Annotated in this window: 24 protein-coding genes and 1 tRNA gene; 1 reads left to right on the top strand and 24 read right to left on the bottom strand. The window is 62.2% G+C overall.

The features are described from left to right. Positions 1-12 precede the first annotated feature (12 nt). Genes DEU34_RS11265 through DEU34_RS11250 form a run of 4 tightly spaced genes read right to left on the bottom strand, consistent with a single transcriptional unit; the run spans position 13 to position 5587 of the window. The gene (locus DEU34_RS11265; protein WP_121150277.1) at positions 13-891 is read right to left on the bottom strand and encodes a hypothetical protein; all 879 of its coding nucleotides are present in this window, start codon (positions 889-891) and stop codon (positions 13-15) included. After that, positions 888-1982 carry a hypothetical protein gene (locus tag DEU34_RS11260; RefSeq protein WP_147424063.1) on the bottom strand — a complete coding sequence of 365 codons (1095 nt, stop codon included), beginning with the start codon at positions 1980-1982 and terminating at the stop codon, positions 888-890. The genes DEU34_RS11265 and DEU34_RS11260 overlap by 4 nt, the downstream gene beginning before the upstream one ends. Further along, positions 1975-2892, bottom strand: a complete 918-nt coding sequence (locus tag DEU34_RS11255; protein ID WP_147424062.1) for a hypothetical protein — start codon at positions 2890-2892, stop codon at positions 1975-1977. The genes DEU34_RS11260 and DEU34_RS11255 overlap by 8 nt, the downstream gene beginning before the upstream one ends. After that, positions 2885-5587, bottom strand: coding sequence for a phage tail tape measure protein (locus DEU34_RS11250; protein ID WP_147424061.1), 2703 nt, complete (start codon positions 5585-5587; stop codon positions 2885-2887). The genes DEU34_RS11255 and DEU34_RS11250 overlap by 8 nt, the downstream gene beginning before the upstream one ends. A gap of 74 nt (positions 5588-5661) precedes the next feature. Here DEU34_RS11250 and DEU34_RS11245 point away from each other — a divergent pair, with 74 nt between their 5' ends. After that, positions 5662-5949 (top strand): hypothetical protein, encoded by a 288-nt coding sequence (locus tag DEU34_RS11245; RefSeq protein ID WP_121150269.1) that lies wholly within the window; start codon positions 5662-5664, stop codon positions 5947-5949. A gap of 333 nt (positions 5950-6282) precedes the next feature. Here the strand turns inward: DEU34_RS11245 and DEU34_RS11240 are convergent, their stop codons facing one another. The 20 genes from DEU34_RS11240 to DEU34_RS11160 all read right to left on the bottom strand — a co-directional run bounded on the left by DEU34_RS11240 (position 6283) and on the right by DEU34_RS11160 (position 17602). Beyond that, complete coding sequence (locus DEU34_RS11240) at positions 6283-6780, bottom strand: hypothetical protein (protein WP_147424060.1); 498 nt, start codon at positions 6778-6780, stop codon at positions 6283-6285. Positions 6781-6864: 84 nt separating this feature from the next. Further along, entirely contained in the window at positions 6865-7371 is a 507-nt protein-coding gene (locus DEU34_RS11235; RefSeq protein ID WP_147424059.1) for a hypothetical protein, read from the bottom strand. 121 nt (positions 7372-7492) lie between these two features. Continuing rightward, positions 7493-7921, bottom strand: a complete 429-nt coding sequence (locus DEU34_RS11230; RefSeq protein WP_121150263.1) for a hypothetical protein — start codon at positions 7919-7921, stop codon at positions 7493-7495. After that, a complete protein-coding gene (locus DEU34_RS11225) occupies positions 7918-8328 on the bottom strand; it encodes a hypothetical protein (RefSeq protein WP_121150261.1) in 411 nt (136 codons plus the stop codon). Before DEU34_RS11225 ends, DEU34_RS11230 begins: the two co-directional genes overlap by 4 nt. A 9-nt stretch (positions 8329-8337) precedes the next feature. Next, a complete protein-coding gene (locus tag DEU34_RS11220; RefSeq protein ID WP_121150259.1) occupies positions 8338-8802 on the bottom strand; it encodes a DUF6093 family protein in 465 nt (154 codons plus the stop codon). After that, entirely contained in the window at positions 8796-9272 is a 477-nt protein-coding gene (locus tag DEU34_RS11215) for a hypothetical protein (RefSeq protein ID WP_147424057.1), read from the bottom strand. Before DEU34_RS11215 ends, DEU34_RS11220 begins: the two co-directional genes overlap by 7 nt. Positions 9273-9290: 18 nt before the next feature. Beyond that, complete coding sequence (locus tag DEU34_RS16485; RefSeq protein ID WP_259460130.1) at positions 9291-9416, bottom strand: hypothetical protein; 126 nt, start codon at positions 9414-9416, stop codon at positions 9291-9293. Further along, positions 9416-10333, bottom strand: coding sequence for a phage major capsid protein (locus tag DEU34_RS11210; protein ID WP_121150255.1), 918 nt, complete (start codon positions 10331-10333; stop codon positions 9416-9418). Before DEU34_RS11210 ends, DEU34_RS16485 begins: the two co-directional genes overlap by 1 nt. 15 nt (positions 10334-10348) lie before the next feature. After that, positions 10349-10858: a hypothetical protein gene (locus DEU34_RS11205; RefSeq protein WP_121150253.1), complete on the bottom strand. Its 510-nt coding sequence runs from the start codon at positions 10856-10858 to the stop codon at positions 10349-10351. A 73-nt stretch (positions 10859-10931) separates the two neighbouring features. Continuing rightward, a complete protein-coding gene (locus DEU34_RS11200; protein ID WP_121150251.1) occupies positions 10932-11600 on the bottom strand; it encodes a hypothetical protein in 669 nt (222 codons plus the stop codon). Beyond that, on the bottom strand, positions 11578-12987 hold the full coding sequence (locus DEU34_RS11195; RefSeq protein WP_121150249.1) for a phage portal protein: 1410 nt from the start codon (positions 12985-12987) through the stop codon (positions 11578-11580). Before DEU34_RS11195 ends, DEU34_RS11200 begins: the two co-directional genes overlap by 23 nt. Next, a complete protein-coding gene (locus tag DEU34_RS11190) occupies positions 12984-14381 on the bottom strand; it encodes a terminase large subunit domain-containing protein (protein WP_220659945.1) in 1398 nt (465 codons plus the stop codon). The genes DEU34_RS11195 and DEU34_RS11190 overlap by 4 nt, the downstream gene beginning before the upstream one ends. An 82-nt stretch (positions 14382-14463) precedes the next feature. Next, positions 14464-14763: a hypothetical protein gene (locus DEU34_RS11185; RefSeq protein WP_147424056.1), complete on the bottom strand. Its 300-nt coding sequence runs from the start codon at positions 14761-14763 to the stop codon at positions 14464-14466. A gap of 117 nt (positions 14764-14880) precedes the next feature. Continuing rightward, positions 14881-15150, bottom strand: coding sequence for an HNH endonuclease (locus DEU34_RS16555; RefSeq protein WP_121150243.1), 270 nt, complete (start codon positions 15148-15150; stop codon positions 14881-14883). Beyond that, the gene (locus DEU34_RS11175; RefSeq protein ID WP_147424055.1) at positions 15147-15755 is read right to left on the bottom strand and encodes a collagen-like protein; all 609 of its coding nucleotides are present in this window, start codon (positions 15753-15755) and stop codon (positions 15147-15149) included. Before DEU34_RS11175 ends, DEU34_RS16555 begins: the two co-directional genes overlap by 4 nt. After that, a complete protein-coding gene (locus tag DEU34_RS11170) occupies positions 15752-16057 on the bottom strand; it encodes a hypothetical protein (protein ID WP_121150239.1) in 306 nt (101 codons plus the stop codon). The genes DEU34_RS11175 and DEU34_RS11170 overlap by 4 nt, the downstream gene beginning before the upstream one ends. Before the next feature lie 73 nt (positions 16058-16130). Further along, positions 16131-16253, bottom strand: a complete 123-nt coding sequence (locus DEU34_RS16480; RefSeq protein WP_259460129.1) for a hypothetical protein — start codon at positions 16251-16253, stop codon at positions 16131-16133. Positions 16254-16355: 102 nt separating this feature from the next. After that, complete coding sequence (locus tag DEU34_RS16300) at positions 16356-16526, bottom strand: hypothetical protein (RefSeq protein WP_183042448.1); 171 nt, start codon at positions 16524-16526, stop codon at positions 16356-16358. A gap of 44 nt (positions 16527-16570) precedes the next feature. Further along, positions 16571-16628, bottom strand: a tRNA-OTHER gene (locus DEU34_RS11165). A gap of 350 nt (positions 16629-16978) precedes the next feature. Continuing rightward, positions 16979-17602, bottom strand: a complete 624-nt coding sequence (locus DEU34_RS11160) for a hypothetical protein (protein ID WP_121150237.1) — start codon at positions 17600-17602, stop codon at positions 16979-16981. Between the last annotated feature and the right edge of the window lie 25 nt (positions 17603-17627).

Here is a 17627-nt window from a genome sequence, read left to right as displayed (position 1 = left end):
AATCTCCTAAAGTCATCGGGTTCCGGAGAACCGCAGTGCGCCAGAAAGGTCGTCACGTTCGGGGCCATAACGACCCCGCCATTTGTTGAAACCACCGCCGGGCGCGGTCACACCGATACCGCCCGTGTTGTCCCGCAACCACTCCCCCCAACCGGAAGGAAGCCGCACCCAGCCAGACCGGGCAGGCATACCCGTAACCTCGAGCAGGGTTGGTGGACCACCGGGGATAGACCCGTGAGGGTGCAGCGCGTAGGCCGCGTTACCGACCTGCTGGATCAGCGGCAGGTAGATCTCCGCGCCGATGTTCCATGCACCGGCCAGCGCCTGACGCACAGCCTCGCCGTACGTCCAGATGCCGTCGTTGTTGTTCGATGCCCACGGCGAATCACCCCACCACGAGGTCTGATACCTGCCCGACCCGTTCGCCTGCACCAGCAGGTTCGCGAAAGGTTGAGGCTGCGGCACGATCGGCGGCGGCTCAACAGGCGGCAGTGGTGGCGCATACGTGCCAGGTTTCCCCAACACGGTCCGCGACTGCCAGTCAATGACGACCGTGTCACCAGACGTCGGAGCGGTGCCCAGGAAACGCATCTGGTAATCGGTCGTGGCAACCGTCACCGTGGCAATGTCGCCCGTAACAAACTTGATCACCCCGTCAGTCGGCAACGGTTGCGCCGGCCCCACAACGCGAGGCACCCCGTCCGTCACCTGCAAGCGCACGTTCATGCCCTGCACCGGCGGCGTCCAACCGTCACACTTCACAGCGATCTGCGTGCCATTCAGGTTGACCAGTGCAAGGTCACCATCCATGTCGAAGAACACGCCCGTGAACGACTGCACCCGAGGAATCGACTGAATCGACCGGGCAATGTCCTGCTCAAACGTCGTCACAGGGAAAGCACCTCCCGGATCGTGACCGTCATCGTCGCCTCATCAGAGATATCCGTCTGACGCACCTGACCCGACAACGGCCGATCCCAACCGACCACCTCAACGAAGTCACCGATCTCCACCAGCGGGTTCATCACACACACCACGCGGCGATCCACATACTGAGCACGAATCGCACGGGCAAGCTCACGCTCCACCGCGAGATCCGCCGACGCCTGATCCGTCACCTCAGGGGACGAGTGATACGCCGTATGCACGTCGTCCTCACCCAGAGCCCCCGTCGCAACCGCCCGCGCATAGATCGGTGTGCCATCCGCGGCCTCGTAGACCCCGATGACCTCGTTCGGCACATCATCGGACTCCACCGAGTGCCCAACATCCAGCACGGTCCCGTACTCACCGAGCTCGAGCGTCATCACCACGTCACCCACGTTCGGGGCGACCGTGATCCGCGCATCAGACGTAGGAATCAGAACACCACCCAGCGCGGCAGCAAGGGTCTCAGCAGCCTCAAGCCGCTTCCCCTTCTCAGCCGTCCACGTCAAACCAGACGGAACCACCACATCCGGGAGAGACTCCTTCACCGGAAGAATCCCGATACGCCGCAACTCCGCCCAACACGTCGTCTCCGACGAAGGCTGCTCCGGCGAACGAAACCCTGCCCGCTTGATCCGCTCATCCAGCGAACGAAACTCAACCGTCACAGACGAAGCAATAACCGTCGAAATCCCGTTCACGTCCGCAACCGAATCGGCAGCATCCGTCACCGCAGTCACCTTGAACCAGCCCAACAGCACCCGCTCCGAAAACCGGCCCGCAGACACCACCACACTGATCGTCAACACCGCACCAAACGGCGACAACGTACCCGACGTCCCATTCGGAACCGCCGACTCCCCCGCCACAGACGGAATCACCAACGTCCCAGAACCCGAATACTTCACCGCCGAATTCATGTCACCCGACAACGACCAACCAGTGAACCGCTGATCCTGCAACACCCGATCCGTGCCACGAAACACGTCACACACCGTCTCAACCGTGAACGACCCAGACAACGCATCAACAAGCGCCGCAGTACCCTCACGCATCCGCAGACCCCGCCAACTCATAACGACGCGACGCCGCAAGATACGAAGCGTTATCACTGTTGAACGCCGCATACGTGGAGTAGTACGCGTTCAGGTCTGCGTATGTCAGCAGCGGGATGAACAGCCCAGGCACCGGCGGGGACACTTCGTCACCGCTGATCCGCTGAATCAGGTCTGATCCACCCCACCGAACCGTCAGTCCCTCCTCCACGATGTCGCTGACACCGAGGAACAGAGGAGCCGTGATCCGAGCATTGAAGTCCAGCCCGGGACGGATGCACAGCACAGGGACAGTCGTCGTGTTGTAGTCGCCAAGCATCGCCTGCACGCGGTCAGCGTCCTCAAGCGAATCGCAGTACACGTCCGCAACGAACCCCGACAACCCCCGGCGGGGCTCGCTGACCATCACGCCCACACGCCGGCCCCGCGGATACACCACAGCACCAGGCGTCGGCCGCGAGATCTCCGCAGCAGCACTGTCCGACATCGACACCCGCACAGCACCCTCAGGCGCCAACGGGTTATGCATCCACGTGAACGGCGAGATCACGCCCGCGCCCGCCAGCGACTCCTCCGGGTACAACGAACCCGGCAACAACTCCTCAGACGGCGCTAGCCCCGAGAACGTCTCGCCAAGAACCGCCGGATCAGTGAAACCGAGCGACACCCCAGCCCCATCGAACAACTCCGCACGGTACGAAACCACCGCATTGAACGGAACCTCGAAATCGATGCGAGACACAGCCCCCGAAACCGGCAGACGCACCATGCCACGCACCTGCATAGACCGGTTCCGTGACGTGCGAGTCACCGTGATCGAAGAAACCCCCGACAGGTCAGTGACCAGCACCTCAACAGACGGACCCCGACCAGCCTCAGCGGCCCGGATATCCAAGGCAATTTCAGCCACGCGAAACCCCCTGACCAAACCCGCGACGTCGCGACGCAGTATCCGCAGCGACCGCACTACTCGCAATCACACGCGCCTGCGTCAGAATCGAACCGTTCTCATCCACAAGCGTGATGCGATCCGGGAACGACACCTGCCCCTGCGGAGAAGCGCCGAGCCGATTGAGGGCGTCGTACGCGATCCCAATGTTCCGGTCCCGCTGATCCGGCTTCCCCGAGATGTACGCCTCCCAGATGGTCTCCGGCTCAGCAAACTTCTGCCGCCCACCAGGGCGACCGGCGTAGATCCCCGTGGCGAAACCGCCGTTAGCGAAGGCCTCGGTCATTCCCCGCTGGTAGTCGAATAGGTTGCCGTTCGCGGAGTCCGGGAACGCGCTCGGTTTGAGCGGCCCGTACTGCTGGATCATGTTCAGCGTCACCGTCTTCTGCGGCGCGATCCGATTCAGCGAAGCCTGGAAAGCCTCCACCCGACGCTGCGCTTCATCAGCACCATTCAGGTTGACCTGCGTAGAAATGGCCTCCGGGGTAGCAACAAGCTGGTTCGCATAATTACGCGCCGCCTGCTCAGAATCACCCAACGCAATCCGCGTGTTGATGATCTTCTGACGACCAGCGTCAAGGATCCCCTGAACCGCCTCCGTCGAACCACCCATGAACGAAACCGAAGCCGCATAGTCGTTCGTCGACTTCGCAACATCGAGCATCGCGCCGAGCGTGTTGCGCCCCGCCTCAGTCGTCACATCCAGTGACGCAGACCCGCCCTGCAACGCCTCGTCGAGACCAGCGACAGCGTCGTGGAAAGAGATCGTGGCCTGTTCCACATCGAACTGCGCCGAACCGAAGTTACGGATCGAATCAGCCAGATCACTGACCTGCTGCTGAGCATCCCCAGCCGCGAGAGCCAGAGACCCCAACGCCTCCTGCTGACCCTCCGCAGCGCCCATCGAACCCTCAGCAGCCTCAGTCGAGTCCGCCGTCGCCGCAGCAAGGTTCTCGTGACCAGCCTTCGCGTCCTCAATATTGACGCCGAGCTCGCGCACCGTATTGATCGCGTTACCGAGAGTGGAGTTGAAGCCCAACGACTCGTCATGCGCACCGCGCATACGCTCCATCAGATCCTCGTACGCGCTACCGCCCTCAAAGACGGCATCCGTGAGCTCCTTCTGGCTGATACCCAGATCCCTCACCGCGTCGTACGCGCCGCCCTCCTGCAACTTTTTCGCGATCAACTCACGCGAGTAGTCGGTGAGCACGCCCGTCGACTCATCGAGGGTGTCTCGCAACTCAGCAGCAGCAGACGCCATCCGCTGGTTCGTCGAGATCCACACGGCGGCAGCGGCAACCGCGACGCCGATGGCGATACCCCACGGGCCACCCATGAAAGCCGCAGCAGAAGACAGTGCACCCTTCGTCGACGCGGATGTGAGGCCCAGCGTCTGCATGGCGATACGGAACTCGACGATCTTCGGGATCGCCAGGAGAGCGCCGCCACCTACGAGACCGATCGCCGCCAGAACACCGCCGAGGACCAACGTCCCCTGCTGCACCCATTCGGGGAGCTCAGTGAACCCCTCAACCAAACCAGTGAGGCCCTGAACCAGAGCACGCAGAGGGCCATCAGCGCCTGCCCCCATCTGAATGAACGCTGTCTCGAGCGCACCGGTGAACGCTTCCCAATCACCCATCAGGTTGTCGAGACGTTTCGCCGCAGTCTCAGCCGCATACCCCTGGTCATCGACCGCAGAAGTCCAGTCCTTGATACCGGACTCACCTTCGCGCAGCAGGATGTTCGCGCCACGAATAGCGTCCTGGCCGAAAATCATTGCCAGGGTCGTGTCCTTCTGCTGCTGCGTCATCCCAGCAAGCGAAGACGACAGCTCGCCGGCCAACCCAGACAGGCCGATGAACTGCCCCGAAGCGTCATAGGCCTCGAGCCCGAGACTCGCCATCAGGGTCTTGACTTCCTCCGTCGGGTTCGCCAGACGCAGCAGCATCGTCCGCATCGACGTACCAGCATCAGATCCGAGCATTCCCGCCGAGGCAAAAGCCGACAGCGTGCCGACCGTCTCATCGACAGAGAGCCCAAACTGGGACGCAACAAGACCGGCCTGGTTCAAAGCCGCACCCATATCGGTGACATCACCCATCGCCTTACCGGCACCAGCGGCGAGGAGATCGGCTACGTGAGACGCGTCCTCGCCCTTGAGCTGGAACTGCTGCATCGTCGTAGCCGCGATGCCCGCAGCCTCCGCAACACCCAGACCACCAGCCGCAGCAAGGTCAAGCGCACCAGCAAGACCGCCACCAAGAATGTCCGACGCCGAGATGCCAGCCTTAGCGAGCTCCTCTATAGCGTTCGCCGACTCAGTCGCGGAGAACACCGTCGAAGCACCCGCTTCAAGCGCAGCCTCACGGAGAGCATCCTGACTATCCGCAGCATCCTGACCCGTAGCGATGACATACGACATGGCCTGGTCGAACTGTGCGTACGCGTTGATCGCGACACCGATGCCCGCCGCGAGCAGGCCGCCCGCGACAACACCGGACCGCCCAAGCGTCTCCATGGCCTTCTTCGTCTGCGCCAACTTCTCGCCCTGCGAACCAACACCGCGGGTAGCCTCAGCGGCCTCCTGCATCCCCTTCGTATACTCAGCAACCTGAGCTGAAAGGCGGACCTTCACAACGCGTTCAGCCACGCGATCACCCGCCCCTAAATGACGAAACCCCCGGCTATTGACCAGGGGTTTGTTTGACTCGGTAGACTCAGCGCATGTTGCTGCTGGTCATTTTTCTGGGGCTTGCCGCTCTCGCCGTATTCGGCCTGATCGGCTTCTTTGTGCTGGGGAGCACCTCACGCGCACGAAGGAAAGCAGAAGAGTCCGCGGACACCCTGCTCGATGAAGCCTTCGACGGGCGGCCGTCTGTCACCTACAAGGTCAACATGACGACCATGAAGTACGAGACGATCGTCTCCGGCGCTGAGGCCCGCGGTTACCGGCTCGAGCATCAAGCCGACAATCAGTACGGCCCGCACACCCTCATGTTTCGGAAGGCGTAGGACCACCCTCCGCGCGGACCCTCCACGAAATAGCCCAGTCATCTTCGGGCTTGATCAGCTTCCGACGCACTTCACGTGCCTTGTCGATCGCGTCCTGCGCGAAGTCGATGACAGGCTCAGCGACAAACCGACCCGTCGATTCTGTTGACAGAGGATTGAAGGCAGGGTTCGTGGCATCCTTCACGGGTATACCGTGAGGACCGCGAGGCTCATGCTCAGCATCCCAAGAAGCCAGCAGCAGGGCACGGTCGCGGTCACTGTATTCCGACTCGCGGACAGTCACCGACCGTGTCACCCAAGAAGGATGCTTCGGATCCTCCCGTAGGTAGGTAGTTACTTCGGCTGGCTCGAAGCCTTGGAACCGGCGCGGCGAGATGCCCTGTTCGCGGGCAAGCTGGACAGCAAGCCCGCCCCCGCTTTTCCCAGTTTCTCGAGCTCCGTGATCGCGTCGAACACGTTAAGGCCCCAGATCACTGTCCCTACATTGTTCTGGTGTGCCGTGGCGAGAACCGAATAGAGCTCAGCCCAAGTGACCTGATCTATGTCCTCGCCGTTGACGGTGATGCTCGCCGCCGGATAGTCACGCGGTAGCTTGTGCTGGTTGTAGCCGATGGTGCTGTCCGCGTAGACCAGCTTCTTCGGACGGCCCTGCTCACTGTCTCGGAAAGTGCGCGGCGGGTGCTCCGCTACTAGCTGTTGCCAGTCATCCGTCGAGATCCGGCTGAAGACCAGATGCACGACCTCCCCGTCCACGACAACATCGAGCGGCTCGACGACTCGCTGCTCGATCTTCGCTCGCTGCCGTGCGATCAGATCCTTGAGATCAGACACTTCCTGCTCCTCACCATTCCTCACCAGAGAGAAGAGACCGGGGGTGGAGCCTGGTGAGGGAACCCCACCCCCGGAGCATTACGATCAGGCGCCGGCTGCAACCTCGACCTCACGGTGAACCTGGCCACGAACGTTGAGCTTCTGGATCTTCACAGCCTCAGAGTTCTGCGCCGGCGGAACATCCCGCGGAATCGAAGTCGTCACCGGAATCACCGCGTTCAGAACATCGCCCGCCACGAAGGTGTGACCGTTCGGGTAACCCAGCGAGTGGATGAGGTAACCATCCGTGCCAGGAGTGCCGAGCGTGGTCTCCACGTCGGTGGGCGTCACACGGTTGTACACCCAACGGACCTCGACCGTGTCCGTGACCGTGCCGTCGAGCTCGAGAGCCTGAGCAAGCGTGTACCGGCCGGTCGTGATCGTCGCGATCGTGGTGTCATGCATGAAGCCGTCCGCGGTCAGGCCATACGTGAGCGGGGTCGCATCAGCAATCTCCGCGGCAGTCGGCGCAGACGGAACCGCAAGGGTCTCCGCCCAAAGAACGGTGCCACGGCCATCTGCCGCAAATCCCGGCTGAACATTTTCGGGCATTCTGTCTCCTAAGAGGCCAGGCCCCTACCGGGGCGATTTAGCGCCACCGGACGGCAACGCAAGTCCAACGACAAACGCCCCACCATCCTTGGCAGGGCGCAACGTCGTAACCGGTTTCACATCAAGAGGCGACTCGCCTCGACGTGAACCGCAAAGTCATATCAAGCATGAAGAGACGCGCCTTCGAATCGAACGAAACCGCACCCTCCTCAACATTGTCCTGAGGCATCCGAATCGGATCACACACACGACCAGCAACCGTAAGAACACGGCCAAGCATCTGCCCCATCACCGCATCAGCAAGCAACAGAACACCGTCCGCATCCACAGCCACCACGCGAACGTCGTACTCAAGCTCACGAGTCGAATCACGGTCCTGCAACGCCGTATAACGCGCATCATTCAAAACCGGAACAGACGGGAACACGATCACATAGTTCGCACGAACGAGCTCGTTGTTCGTCGTCACCCGGACAGTCGTCTCAACCTTGCCCGAAAGAACCGAAGGCTCAGACAACGCGGCCTTGAAAGCAGCAAACTCAGCTCTCACTTCTCCACCGCCTCCGCCGTCGCATCACCAATAGCGATCTCGAGACCCTTGAAGAAGTCCGCCTCGTTGTTCCGCAACGCATTCCGGCCCGCATGCTGAGGCGCAGACCGAACGTTGCCTGTCGCGTCCTCAACCAGACCAAAGGAACCCTGCCCCTTACCAAGGTTCGGGCCGATCTCAGCAACAATCTCCTCAGCACGGATGCCCTGGCCACCCTTGACGTCATAGTCAACCGATGCCGCGTAACCGGCGAGACCAGTGCGTCGAGCACCCGCCCGCCACTCATCCTTAATACTGCGCGCCGTCACCGTCAGCGCCTTCCGAATCAACGGGGCCGCAGCGCGAGGCGCAGTATCCATCGACGAAGCCAACGACATGAGCTCCGAAAAATCGGCATCATCAGCCACAGCAGCCCCCTAGTCGAGCTCGGTCACCGAGTACCGGTGAGCCGTTACCTGGCCCATGTCCGGGACACCATCCGTCGTGTACTTCCGGCCCACCAACGCCGGATCAGACGCGGACGACAACACCTCAACCGCAGTACCACCGGGCAGGACCACATTCACATTCGGGATCACACCGTCACCGGGATCCGTGTCCTCATCAGCAACCAAAGTCGCCGGCTGGACCGGGATACTCACGATGATCGACTGCGAGGTAAACAACTGCGACGACGAATCATCCGTCGAGACCGCAGTATTCGCATACTTCACACGAGCCGGCCCCTCATAGATCGAAGTAAACGACTCGACTGGGTCACCGGTCTCCTCATCCGTCACCTCGACCAGACGGCCAGCACGAATGGTTTCTGTCATCCGCGACACAGCCTGAGCCCGCAGACCCGGGAGAGCCCACGCAATATCCGCGCCAAGACTCACCATTCGTCAGCGCCCTCGTAAATGGGGACGCCGGCAATGTCAGCCCCACAAGAGCAGTACAGAGCGCCAAAGTTCAGCGCGCACCACGCGAGATGCATTGACGCCGCACCGATCATGTCAATCGAGAACGCATCCTTTGTGTCGTTCCGCAGCCCAAGCAGCGTCCACCACTCCTCGCGGATGCCGACCCGACCGCTACCCGACTGGAACGTTCGGGACGTCGACCCGTCATCCACCGAGACGGTCACCTGAGTCGCATCATCAGGGCGCTTCACCTGAGCCACAACAGACTCACGGACGACGTAATCAACCTTCGCCTGGTCGGGCGCAGAAGCGTCAAGCTCCGCCCGGCGAATCTCGATCAGCATCTCCGCGTCGGAGATCCACATCGCCCACTGCTGCTCAGTCACAGATCCGGGTTCGGGGGCGGCCACACCGAGTGCTACCGCGATGTTCGCTGGTGTTACGGCCATGACCGCCCCCTCCCGTTGTTACTTCTTGGTGCGAGTGCTGGGTTTGGTCTCTTCGACCTTGTCCCAGCCCTCAGCGAAGCGGTCGTCCTTCTCGTCAGCGACAGAGACAACGACCTTCGTGTTGGTGTTAATGAACTTCGACATCAGACGTTCGCGACCTTGTCGACCACCGTTGCGAAGGCGTCAAGATCCATGACCGCCCAGCCATAAACGACCTCGGCACGGAGGGCGATCTGGTTCTTGCGCTTCAGGTCGCCGAGACCGTCCGGGTCGCCGTAGCGGATCAGCTCGACGGGAATGTTCTTCTGGACACCCCAGCGGAACGCGTCCCACTGCCCGACGATGGCCTTGACGCCCGAAGCCGACGCGATCTCAGGCGCACCCGAAACAGTCGAGGACGAGAACGCGCCGAGACCCTCGAAGGAGGTGACGTTCGAGCCGAACCCGAGCTCCGGGTACTTCTTGCGGCCGTCGGCATACCGGGACGTGGCGATCGTCCACGCGTAGGTCGGGTCGAACGCGATACCGTTCGGCACGTAACCGTCCGCGATGACCAGACCCGCGGCCTGCTCAATCACGAGATCCGGCGTGGTGAGGGTCGCGGTGGTGATCTCCACCGAGTTGGTGGTCGTCGCGATGCGGTCACCAACGACGATGGAAGCCGCGGCAGCGCCCGTACGAGGGTTGATGCCGTGGAAACCGCCGAGGTCGAGGGCTCGGGCCAGCGCCAGGCCACCCTCATCTGCGAGAGCCTGGAGGATGCCGAGCTGGTAGGCCTCGTCGGCCCACTGGACTTCCTCGTTGAACCGCATCGTGACCTGGAACTTGTGCGGCGTCGCGATCTTCGTGCCGAACGTGGCGTTGGTGTCTGCCTTGTCCGCGCCCTCAGCGACAAGCTCAGCCTTGGGGCGGCCGGTGAGTGTCATGTAGGTGACCTCGCCGAACTGCTGCGGCTCAGCACCCGACAGAGCCGCGATCGCGGAACCCTGCTGGGCCTTCTTGAACATGCCATCGGCGATGTTCTTCGGGAGGGTGATACCTCCGGTGGCAAGTACTGCCATGGTGTGCTCCTTGGTTTAGTCGGAGCCGCCGAACAGGTTGCTCACGAACTCGCGAGCGTCACTGTTGTCGTCTCCAGTGCGTGTGGTGGCGCCCTCTTTCGGGGCGACGTTTCCCTGCTTCTTCGACTCCGCCTGTCGGCCGGCGAGGCGCTGTGCCTGCGCGGTGAGGGTGGACTCGTCAGAACCGGTGAGGAACAGATCGGCGTCGGACGGTTCGTCCTTCGGACCCTTCTCAGTGCTGATTCCGAACTTCGCGGCGATGCGAGTACGGAGCGCGTCAGCCCTGGTCTGGCTGAGCTCCGTCTCCAACGTTCCGAGACGTTCCTCGAGCGACTGCGCGCCCTCGGCCTTCGTCCGAAGCTCGTTGTAGTCACCGAACTTGGTTCGCTCCTGCTGCTTCAGCCGATCACGGATGATCGTGTCGACTTCGGCCTGAGTGAAGGTCTTGCCCTGTTCCTGCTGCTTCTGCTCCCCCGACTCGTTCGCCGTCTCGGCTGTCGTGTCGGTCGTGGTTGCATCAGTCATTCCGGTATCCCCGTTTCCGTGCCGTCGCACATGACCGCGAAACCGTCGCGTACGGCCCACAGAGGTGGGAGATCTAGTCCGGGTACTCGGCTTCCAGCCAGTCGCGGAGGGCCTGCTTCTCAGCGGGCGTGCGACGACGTTTAGATCCGAGGTACTGGAAGTTGTTCGCTTCGGGGCCGATCGCTTCGCCTTGGAAGACAGGTTCAGCCCCGCAGTCGCAGTGGGGGTGCGCCGCAAACTGGGCGGTGTCCCGCTTGTAGATGGCACCCTTGTCGCCGAGCATCCGACAGAACTTGCAGCACACCCCGGTGACCCGACGCCAGCCCGCCGTAGCAGGATCACGGCGTCGGTTCTCGAGCACCGTGTCGCGGTATGCGCGGGCAACCTCAGGCTGAACAACCTCAGAGAGACGCAGCTGCAATGTCACAGCCATCGGCCCGAACAGCGGTTGAGCCGCCCACGCGATCGCGCGGCGAATCTTCACCGTCCGGTCGAGGACGATCACTTCCGTCGCGTAAGCCTGCTTCACGTTCGCGAGTTGCCGGCGTTCGTCGTAGAAGTCCGCCGCCAACGTGCCAGCGCCCACCGCGTAGTAGTCGATGACACCCGGCACCGTCTCGAGCAGAGCGGCACGCTGCGCCTCGGGCGATCCGGTAAGCCGCAACGAGAGGTCATTCGCTACGGCTGCCGCCTCATCCGACAGGAGCGCCAGCGCCCGCCTAGACTGCTGCGGCGTCGGCATTGGCCCGCGGTGCCAGAGCAGCGATCACAGCACGACCAGCAGCTCTCTGCTTCTCAGCAAGAGCCCGTTTGATCTGCTGCTCGTCCAACCCGATGAGCTCCAGACCCACCTCGGTCTCAGCCAGCCACGGCACAGCACCAAGCTGCTTCGCACCAGCGTCCGCAGCAGCAGCACGAGACAGGTGAACCGGGTTACGCCACTTCGTGTCGATACCAGCCCACGCCGCAGGGATCTCGTCGAGGTCGTTCTGAATCGCGAGAGCACGCGTCACCGAACGGCGGATCGGAGTCGACCACCCATCTGTCGCATCCTCGGCCTCAGCGATCAGAGACTCACGAGCCTCCGAATATGAGTCCGCCGACGTGGGGTTCGCGAGATCCGTCAGCGCGAAGTCCGAATCCGAGAGATCCATCTCACGCGCCATCAGCTTCGCCAACGCGTTCAGATGCGCCAGGTGAGGCTCAGGGGAAGAAGCGTCGAACTGCTTCACGTCAGCTCGAGCAGGCTGACCCGCGGCAGCATCCTCGTTGTCCGGGATACCGAATGCACGTCCGAGTGCGATCTGCCACGACGCCTTCAAGCTGCCGTCCGCATTCTTGAAAATCGACTCGTCAGCGCCCAGGAGGATCAGCTTCGGGATCGCATAGATGTCCATGTGCGCCTCAAGGCGCACGAGCGCACGCAGCGCTGCATCCTGAGTCGAGATCGCTGCACGAGTGATCCTGGATCGCCCCATGCGCTTCGACGTGCGAGGGCGGTAGACGAGAGGATCCGCCGGCACATGCCACGGATGCACCGACCGGGTGATATCCCACTGCCCGTTCTGCGCCCGCGACGCGTTCACGGTCACACCGTCGAGGTACAGGACGAACCCGCTCGGGTCGTCGCCCTCCCACGACGTGATCGACAGAAGGTTGTCCAGGCGCCGCTTACGCGTGTTCCACTGGCCGGTCGCGTTCAGGGCGTCTTTGGTGTGCACAAGAGCGCGTGGCTCATCACCTTCACCACGAGTCGTGATCAGATACGAAACACCGTGGATCAGGGAATCGGTGCGCCCCTGAGCGATCTCCGCCATCAGGAAGTTGCTGTCCGTCAGCTCGTTGATACCGAGGCTCCCAATGTCGCCCTCAGGCCACACCATCTTCTCGAGCACACACCGCCTGCCCAGCCCATCAACGCCCTTAGCCGTCCACCCGAGCGCGAGACCGATCTTCGTGTACTGCGGCGGGATAACAGAACCGATCTGTTTCACAGCCCGCTTCCCGTCATACAGCGAAGACCGAAGCAGGTTGCCCCGCTGGCGGTCCTTGAGCTGCGCCAGGTTCACGTTCAGATCGATGGTCTCGGCATCGGTGAGGCCAGGTACGCGAAACGTCTCGAGGCTCATAGAATCACCGCCGTCCTAGTTCCTTGACGCCGGGTCGGGCGTTCAACATCGTCCTTCTGAGCACCCCAGAGGGCGAGAGTCGCAGCCACTATCGGAGTGATATCCGAAGTGGCGTCTTTCCGGTTCCACGCCCACGCACCCGCGAGCGGACGCTTACGAGCCACAGACAACGCCACGTTCAACTGCGGCTGATCCGGGTGACGCAGCTTCGGGGACGATTCCATGACCGCGTCGAAGAACTGACCTGAGGCGATCGCCATATCCCGGCCCTCCGCAGCAGCCAAAGTGACCACCACGTCCGTACCGATGAGGTAATTTCGGCCCTTGCGAACCTCTACCAACCCCGACATGACGTCGACGACGACAGCATGCAGACGGTTCTTCTCCGCTAGCGAGGTCACCCATGGGGACAGCCACTCGACGTTCTTTCGCTGCTCCCCAAGCTCTACATGCCACAGCCCGTCGGCACGCTGCCCTGCGAGGGATACGGAAGCAATAGACCTATCCGGAGCGACGTCGATCGCGAGAGTGAGGCGGTCAATGGCCATCGACGCGGGGTCAAGGACTCGAGCCCACGAATCGCCGTCGATGACCTCAGGTGTCCCCGACGCATCCCAGATGCCGAGAGCCTCACGACGGAACGAATCATCATCTGTGAGCTGCTCACGCATCCGCTCCATCGACTCGACCGGAGTGCGACCAGGGAACGAAGGGTTCGCCTTGCGCCATTGATCCTGATCGTCAGGGTCAGCGTCACCGTCCGCCGAGAACTCGACGTACACCATGTTTCCGCCAACGCGACGAACCTTGTGGCCGGCCTTCTTGCCAAGAGCCTTCGCACGCCGGTTCGTGAACTCCTCACCCGAATCCACAGGGCGAGGCGGTGTGCCCATGAAGAACAGCAACGCCCCAGAAGCCTGCCGGGAAGCATTCGTCGCGGGGACCATGTCCTCGAGCGCCTTCTCCGAAAGAATCTGGCCCTCGTCAAACACCTCAACGTCCACAGCATCGAAACCACGGCCGAACCCGTTCTCACGGGCCCCGAACATGATCACGGAACCGTTCTTGAACCGGATCTCCTGCTCACCATTCGACGTACGAATACCATCGCTACGATCAGCGGCGAGATGCACACGGATCTTCTTCCGACGCACCATGCCCTGCATCGTCGTAAACGTCATCGTCGCCGTCCGCGTCCGATGCGCCGTCCACAACACGGTCAGCTTCGGGAACAACACGCACAGGGCGATGATCATCATGCCGATGAGGAAGGTCTTGCCGACCTGGCGGGGGATGCTCAGCACCACACCACCGACAGTTGCGGCGTACTTCCCGTCCTTACGCTTACCCAGCGCGATCGAACCGACACCGTGCTGCCACGAATCGAACGTCACACCCATAGCCGCGCACTGAGCAACCACCCGAGGCCACGCCGTCGTCACAATCCCAGACGGGATCACCACATGACGAGCAACGTCAGATAGCTTCGGCGTCGAACTCCCCATCGTCGACATTCGCGCCACCCTCCGACTCATCGGAATCCCGCGACAGCAAGGCCTCAATCTCCTTCGACGTGAGAGAGATCTGACGATGCAGAGCAGCCAACGCGGGCCCCTTCGTCTCAGGCAAAGCCGTCACCATCTCCACCCGCTGAGCAATGAGTATCTGTACGTAAGAACCCGACTTGATGGCCTGATCCAACGACAGCACCGGCAACGACGCCGGCACCTCACCAGGAACCACCGCACGAAGAACAGATGTTCGATTACTCGTCACGATGCCCCCTCACAGGAACAGAAAAAATGTCGGGGAGAGACGATGGCTAGCCCCGGAGGTACTTTGGCCTTGGTCGAAGGGGGCCCCCTGCCTGGGGGTAGAAGCAGTGTTCGAAGGTCACCAGTCGAGTGAGCGTGACCTCTTGACGATGGGTGCGACTACTCGTGCCCTCTTGATGCTGTTGCATGTTCTGTGTGACGCGGCTGTGTTGGTGGCGTCGTGTGTCCCGCCTTTGGCGAGTGGGATGATGTGGTCGAGCTCGAAGGACATCGGGTCTGGTGTCTTGAGTGTGTAGTCGATGGGCTGTCCGCAGATGTGGCATGCGGCTTTGGTTGCTGCGATGCGGGCGCGGAGTCGGGCGGTGATGGCGCTGTTGCGTGCGGTCATGACCAGGCGATGAGTTGGAAGGTGGCTCCGACTGCGAGGGCGAGTGCTGCACCGACTGTGATGGTGACTGTGGTGGTGGTGCGTGCCTTGATGGTGAATGTCATGCCTGTGGTGGGGGCTATGCCTACCGTGTAGTTGGTGCCGGGCATGGTTCGGGAGAGGGTAACTACGACGTCGAGGGTCCCGCCGAGGATGACGGCGGCGGTGATGCGGCCGGTTCCTACTGCGATGTTTGCTGCGGTTCCTGCTGCGCCAGTGTCACCCTTGGACCCGGTGTCACCCTTGTCGCCCTTGATGCCTTGGTCGCCCTTCGGCCCTTCCTCACCGCGGACACCTTGCGGGCCGGGGGTGAGTGCGATGGTGTCGATCTCGTGCTGGAGCCTGGCGTGTTCGTCGTCTGCCCCGGCCTGGAGCGTGGCGAACGTGTCGGCAACGTCTTCGAGGTTCTTAAGCCTCGTGTCACGGTTGAGGACCATCTGACGCGCGTTGTCCGCTGCTTGCTGAGCTTTCGCGGCAGCTTGCATGGCGGCTTCTGCTGCGGCGTCGTTGCCGTTCTCGCTGACGATGGTGACGGGGGTTCGAGGTAGATATCCACGGTCGTTCACTGGCGTGCCACCGATACGGTCGCGTCGTCTGCGGAGATGAGGTTGATCGTGAGCGTGTGCTGTTGACCTGCTTGGATCTCGGCCCATGTATAGGGCGGGATCATTGTGGCTTTCGGGTCACCGACGTTGGTTTCGCTGTTCATTCGAGCGTAGACAGGCGAGTTGCCGTTGTGATGCGTGATGCGGATGCCGCCGGTGATGTAGACGTATTGGGCGTCTATCTGCACCGTGGTTGACTCGCGGGCGGGTACGTGGATTTCGTAGGCGCCTTGGTCGGTTGCTGCGATGGTGTGATCGGCCATTGGTCACTCCTCGAGTTGCTGGGCAAGTCCGTCCATGTATCCGGTCGTGTGCGGTATTGATGCGACGTCGTGGCTAGTCGTAGCCGAGCCATTCGTCGTCGAGGTCGTTGATCGGGTCGCAGCACATGGACGCGGCTATGCGGCTGATGTACTCGCGCCCGCAGAAGTCGCATTCGACCTTGCTCTCGGTGCGCATGTCATCCGTCTCCACGTGAGAGCCAATAGATCGCGGTGCGCCGCCAGGTGTGTTGGGTGGCGATGGTGAGTGTGATGCCGGCGAGGATAGCGAACCCGAGTTTCATGTGGCGGCCTCGAGGTGCCGCATGTCGACGATGACTGCGGCGTTGAGGGACAGGGCGGCGGTGTTGATGTTCGCGTGGTGGCTGCAGTACGCGAGCTCACGACCGTTGCCGAGGTCGAAGAAGACGAGGGCCCGGGCGACGCACTGATCACACTGTTGCCAGTCCATGGCGTCCACCGTTCAGGTGAGGGGGTTCGAAGGGATTCGTTGTGTGCTGTCGGCAGGATTCGAACCTGCGCGCCATGGCTCTATCCACTGAGCTACGACAGCGACCTATTCAGTTGTGGTCCCGTGCGCTGCCCGCGCTGGGATGGACGGCCTGCACGTTGGGCGTGTGCGGCCTGCCCTCGATCGACCTTCGCCGCGTGTCAAGCGAACTGGCCGAGAGGGAGAGGGTTCCCGCAGCTCAGGTTTTGGCACCGGCCGGGGTGCACTGGAATCCGAAGATCCCCAGCTGTGGGAAGAGGAGCCTCACACGGCAGTCGGTGACCGCTTGGCATGGTGTGTGTCACGCTGGCGCGAGGCTAGAACGAGAGAAGCCCCGGACCAGTTGGTCTAGGGCTTCGGTTCTTCCGGGTCTTGACAGACTTCTGGAAGGCACTTCACATTAACACAGGTCGTCAGGCGATCTGGTCTTTCGCGTCGATGTCGTGTCGGAGTTCTCGGAGACGCCATTCACTGTCCCAGATGGTGGAGCATGCGCGGCACTGGGCTTTCGCGTCGGCCCATATGGATCCTGACTCAGGGCGGTAGGAGAGCTGCAGCGGGTTGCGTACCTTCTCGCCGAGGTCGTTGGTGTAGACGCCTTGCCCACAGGTGGGGCAGGGTGCGGTGATTTCGATGATCTTGGGCGGGTTGACCATGTTGCGGATCTGGCCTGCCCATGCGCGCATCTGGTTGATGTAGAACGGGTTCGTCTCGGTGTGGTCGGATCCGAGTCGTGCGGCGTGCCACGATCTGAGGTCCGCGATCGGGTCTCTCCTGACGGGGACGTTCTCGATGCGGCACCAGTCTCCGATGGTGGAGGTGATGATCGCTGCCTGGTGGAGGGCGGCGGAGTCGAGGACGTTGCGGGACCATGGTGACCCGCCGGCACCGGACCCGGAGTTGAGGGTGGATGAGACGGCCTGCTCGAGCTGGGTGAGGAGCGCGTCTTCGGTGGCCCATGTGTGACCGCCGTCGGTGTGTACCTTGACGTTCCGCGGCAATGTCAGGTCGTCTACGGCATCGAGGAGTTCGGTCATGATCGTCCCTTCGAAACGAAAGACC

The sequence above is a fragment of the Microbacterium sp. AG1240 genome, from assembly GCF_003635115.1.
GTDB lineage: Bacteria > Actinomycetota > Actinomycetes > Actinomycetales > Microbacteriaceae > Microbacterium.
This window is presented reverse-complemented; position numbering and strand designations above follow the sequence as displayed.

Bases quoted from the DNA above. Each gene is read 5' to 3' on its own strand.
- DEU34_RS16555 (WP_121150243.1), bottom strand. From the start codon at position 15,150: ATGACCGCACGCAACAGCGCCATCACCGCCCGACTCCGCGCCCGCATC.
- DEU34_RS11235 (WP_147424059.1), bottom strand. From the start codon at position 7,371: ATGCCCGAAAATGTTCAGCCGGGATTTGCGGCAGATGGCCGTGGCACC.
- DEU34_RS16485 (WP_259460130.1), bottom strand. From the start codon at position 9,416: ATGTCGAAGTTCATTAACACCAACACGAAGGTCGTTGTCTCTGTCGCT.
- DEU34_RS11215 (WP_147424057.1), bottom strand. From the start codon at position 9,272: ATGGCCGTAACACCAGCGAACATCGCGGTAGCACTCGGTGTGGCCGCC.
- DEU34_RS11205 (WP_121150253.1), bottom strand. From the start codon at position 10,858: ATGACTGATGCAACCACGACCGACACGACAGCCGAGACGGCGAACGAG.
- DEU34_RS11200 (WP_121150251.1), bottom strand. From the start codon at position 11,600: ATGCCGACGCCGCAGCAGTCTAGGCGGGCGCTGGCGCTCCTGTCGGAT.
- DEU34_RS16300 (WP_183042448.1), bottom strand. From the start codon at position 16,526: ATGGACTGGCAACAGTGTGATCAGTGCGTCGCCCGGGCCCTCGTCTTC.
- DEU34_RS16480 (WP_259460129.1), bottom strand. From the start codon at position 16,253: ATGCGCACCGAGAGCAAGGTCGAATGCGACTTCTGCGGGCGCGAGTAC.
- DEU34_RS11210 (WP_121150255.1), bottom strand. From the start codon at position 10,333: ATGGCAGTACTTGCCACCGGAGGTATCACCCTCCCGAAGAACATCGCC.
- DEU34_RS11160 (WP_121150237.1), bottom strand. From the start codon at position 17,602: ATGACCGAACTCCTCGATGCCGTAGACGACCTGACATTGCCGCGGAAC.
- DEU34_RS11220 (WP_121150259.1), bottom strand. From the start codon at position 8,802: ATGGTGAGTCTTGGCGCGGATATTGCGTGGGCTCTCCCGGGTCTGCGG.
- DEU34_RS11195 (WP_121150249.1), bottom strand. From the start codon at position 12,987: ATGAGCCTCGAGACGTTTCGCGTACCTGGCCTCACCGATGCCGAGACC.
- DEU34_RS11260 (WP_147424063.1), bottom strand. From the start codon at position 1,982: ATGCGTGAGGGTACTGCGGCGCTTGTTGATGCGTTGTCTGGGTCGTTC.
- DEU34_RS11245 (WP_121150269.1), top strand. From the start codon at position 5,662: ATGTTGCTGCTGGTCATTTTTCTGGGGCTTGCCGCTCTCGCCGTATTC.
- DEU34_RS11170 (WP_121150239.1), bottom strand. From the start codon at position 16,057: ATGGCCGATCACACCATCGCAGCAACCGACCAAGGCGCCTACGAAATC.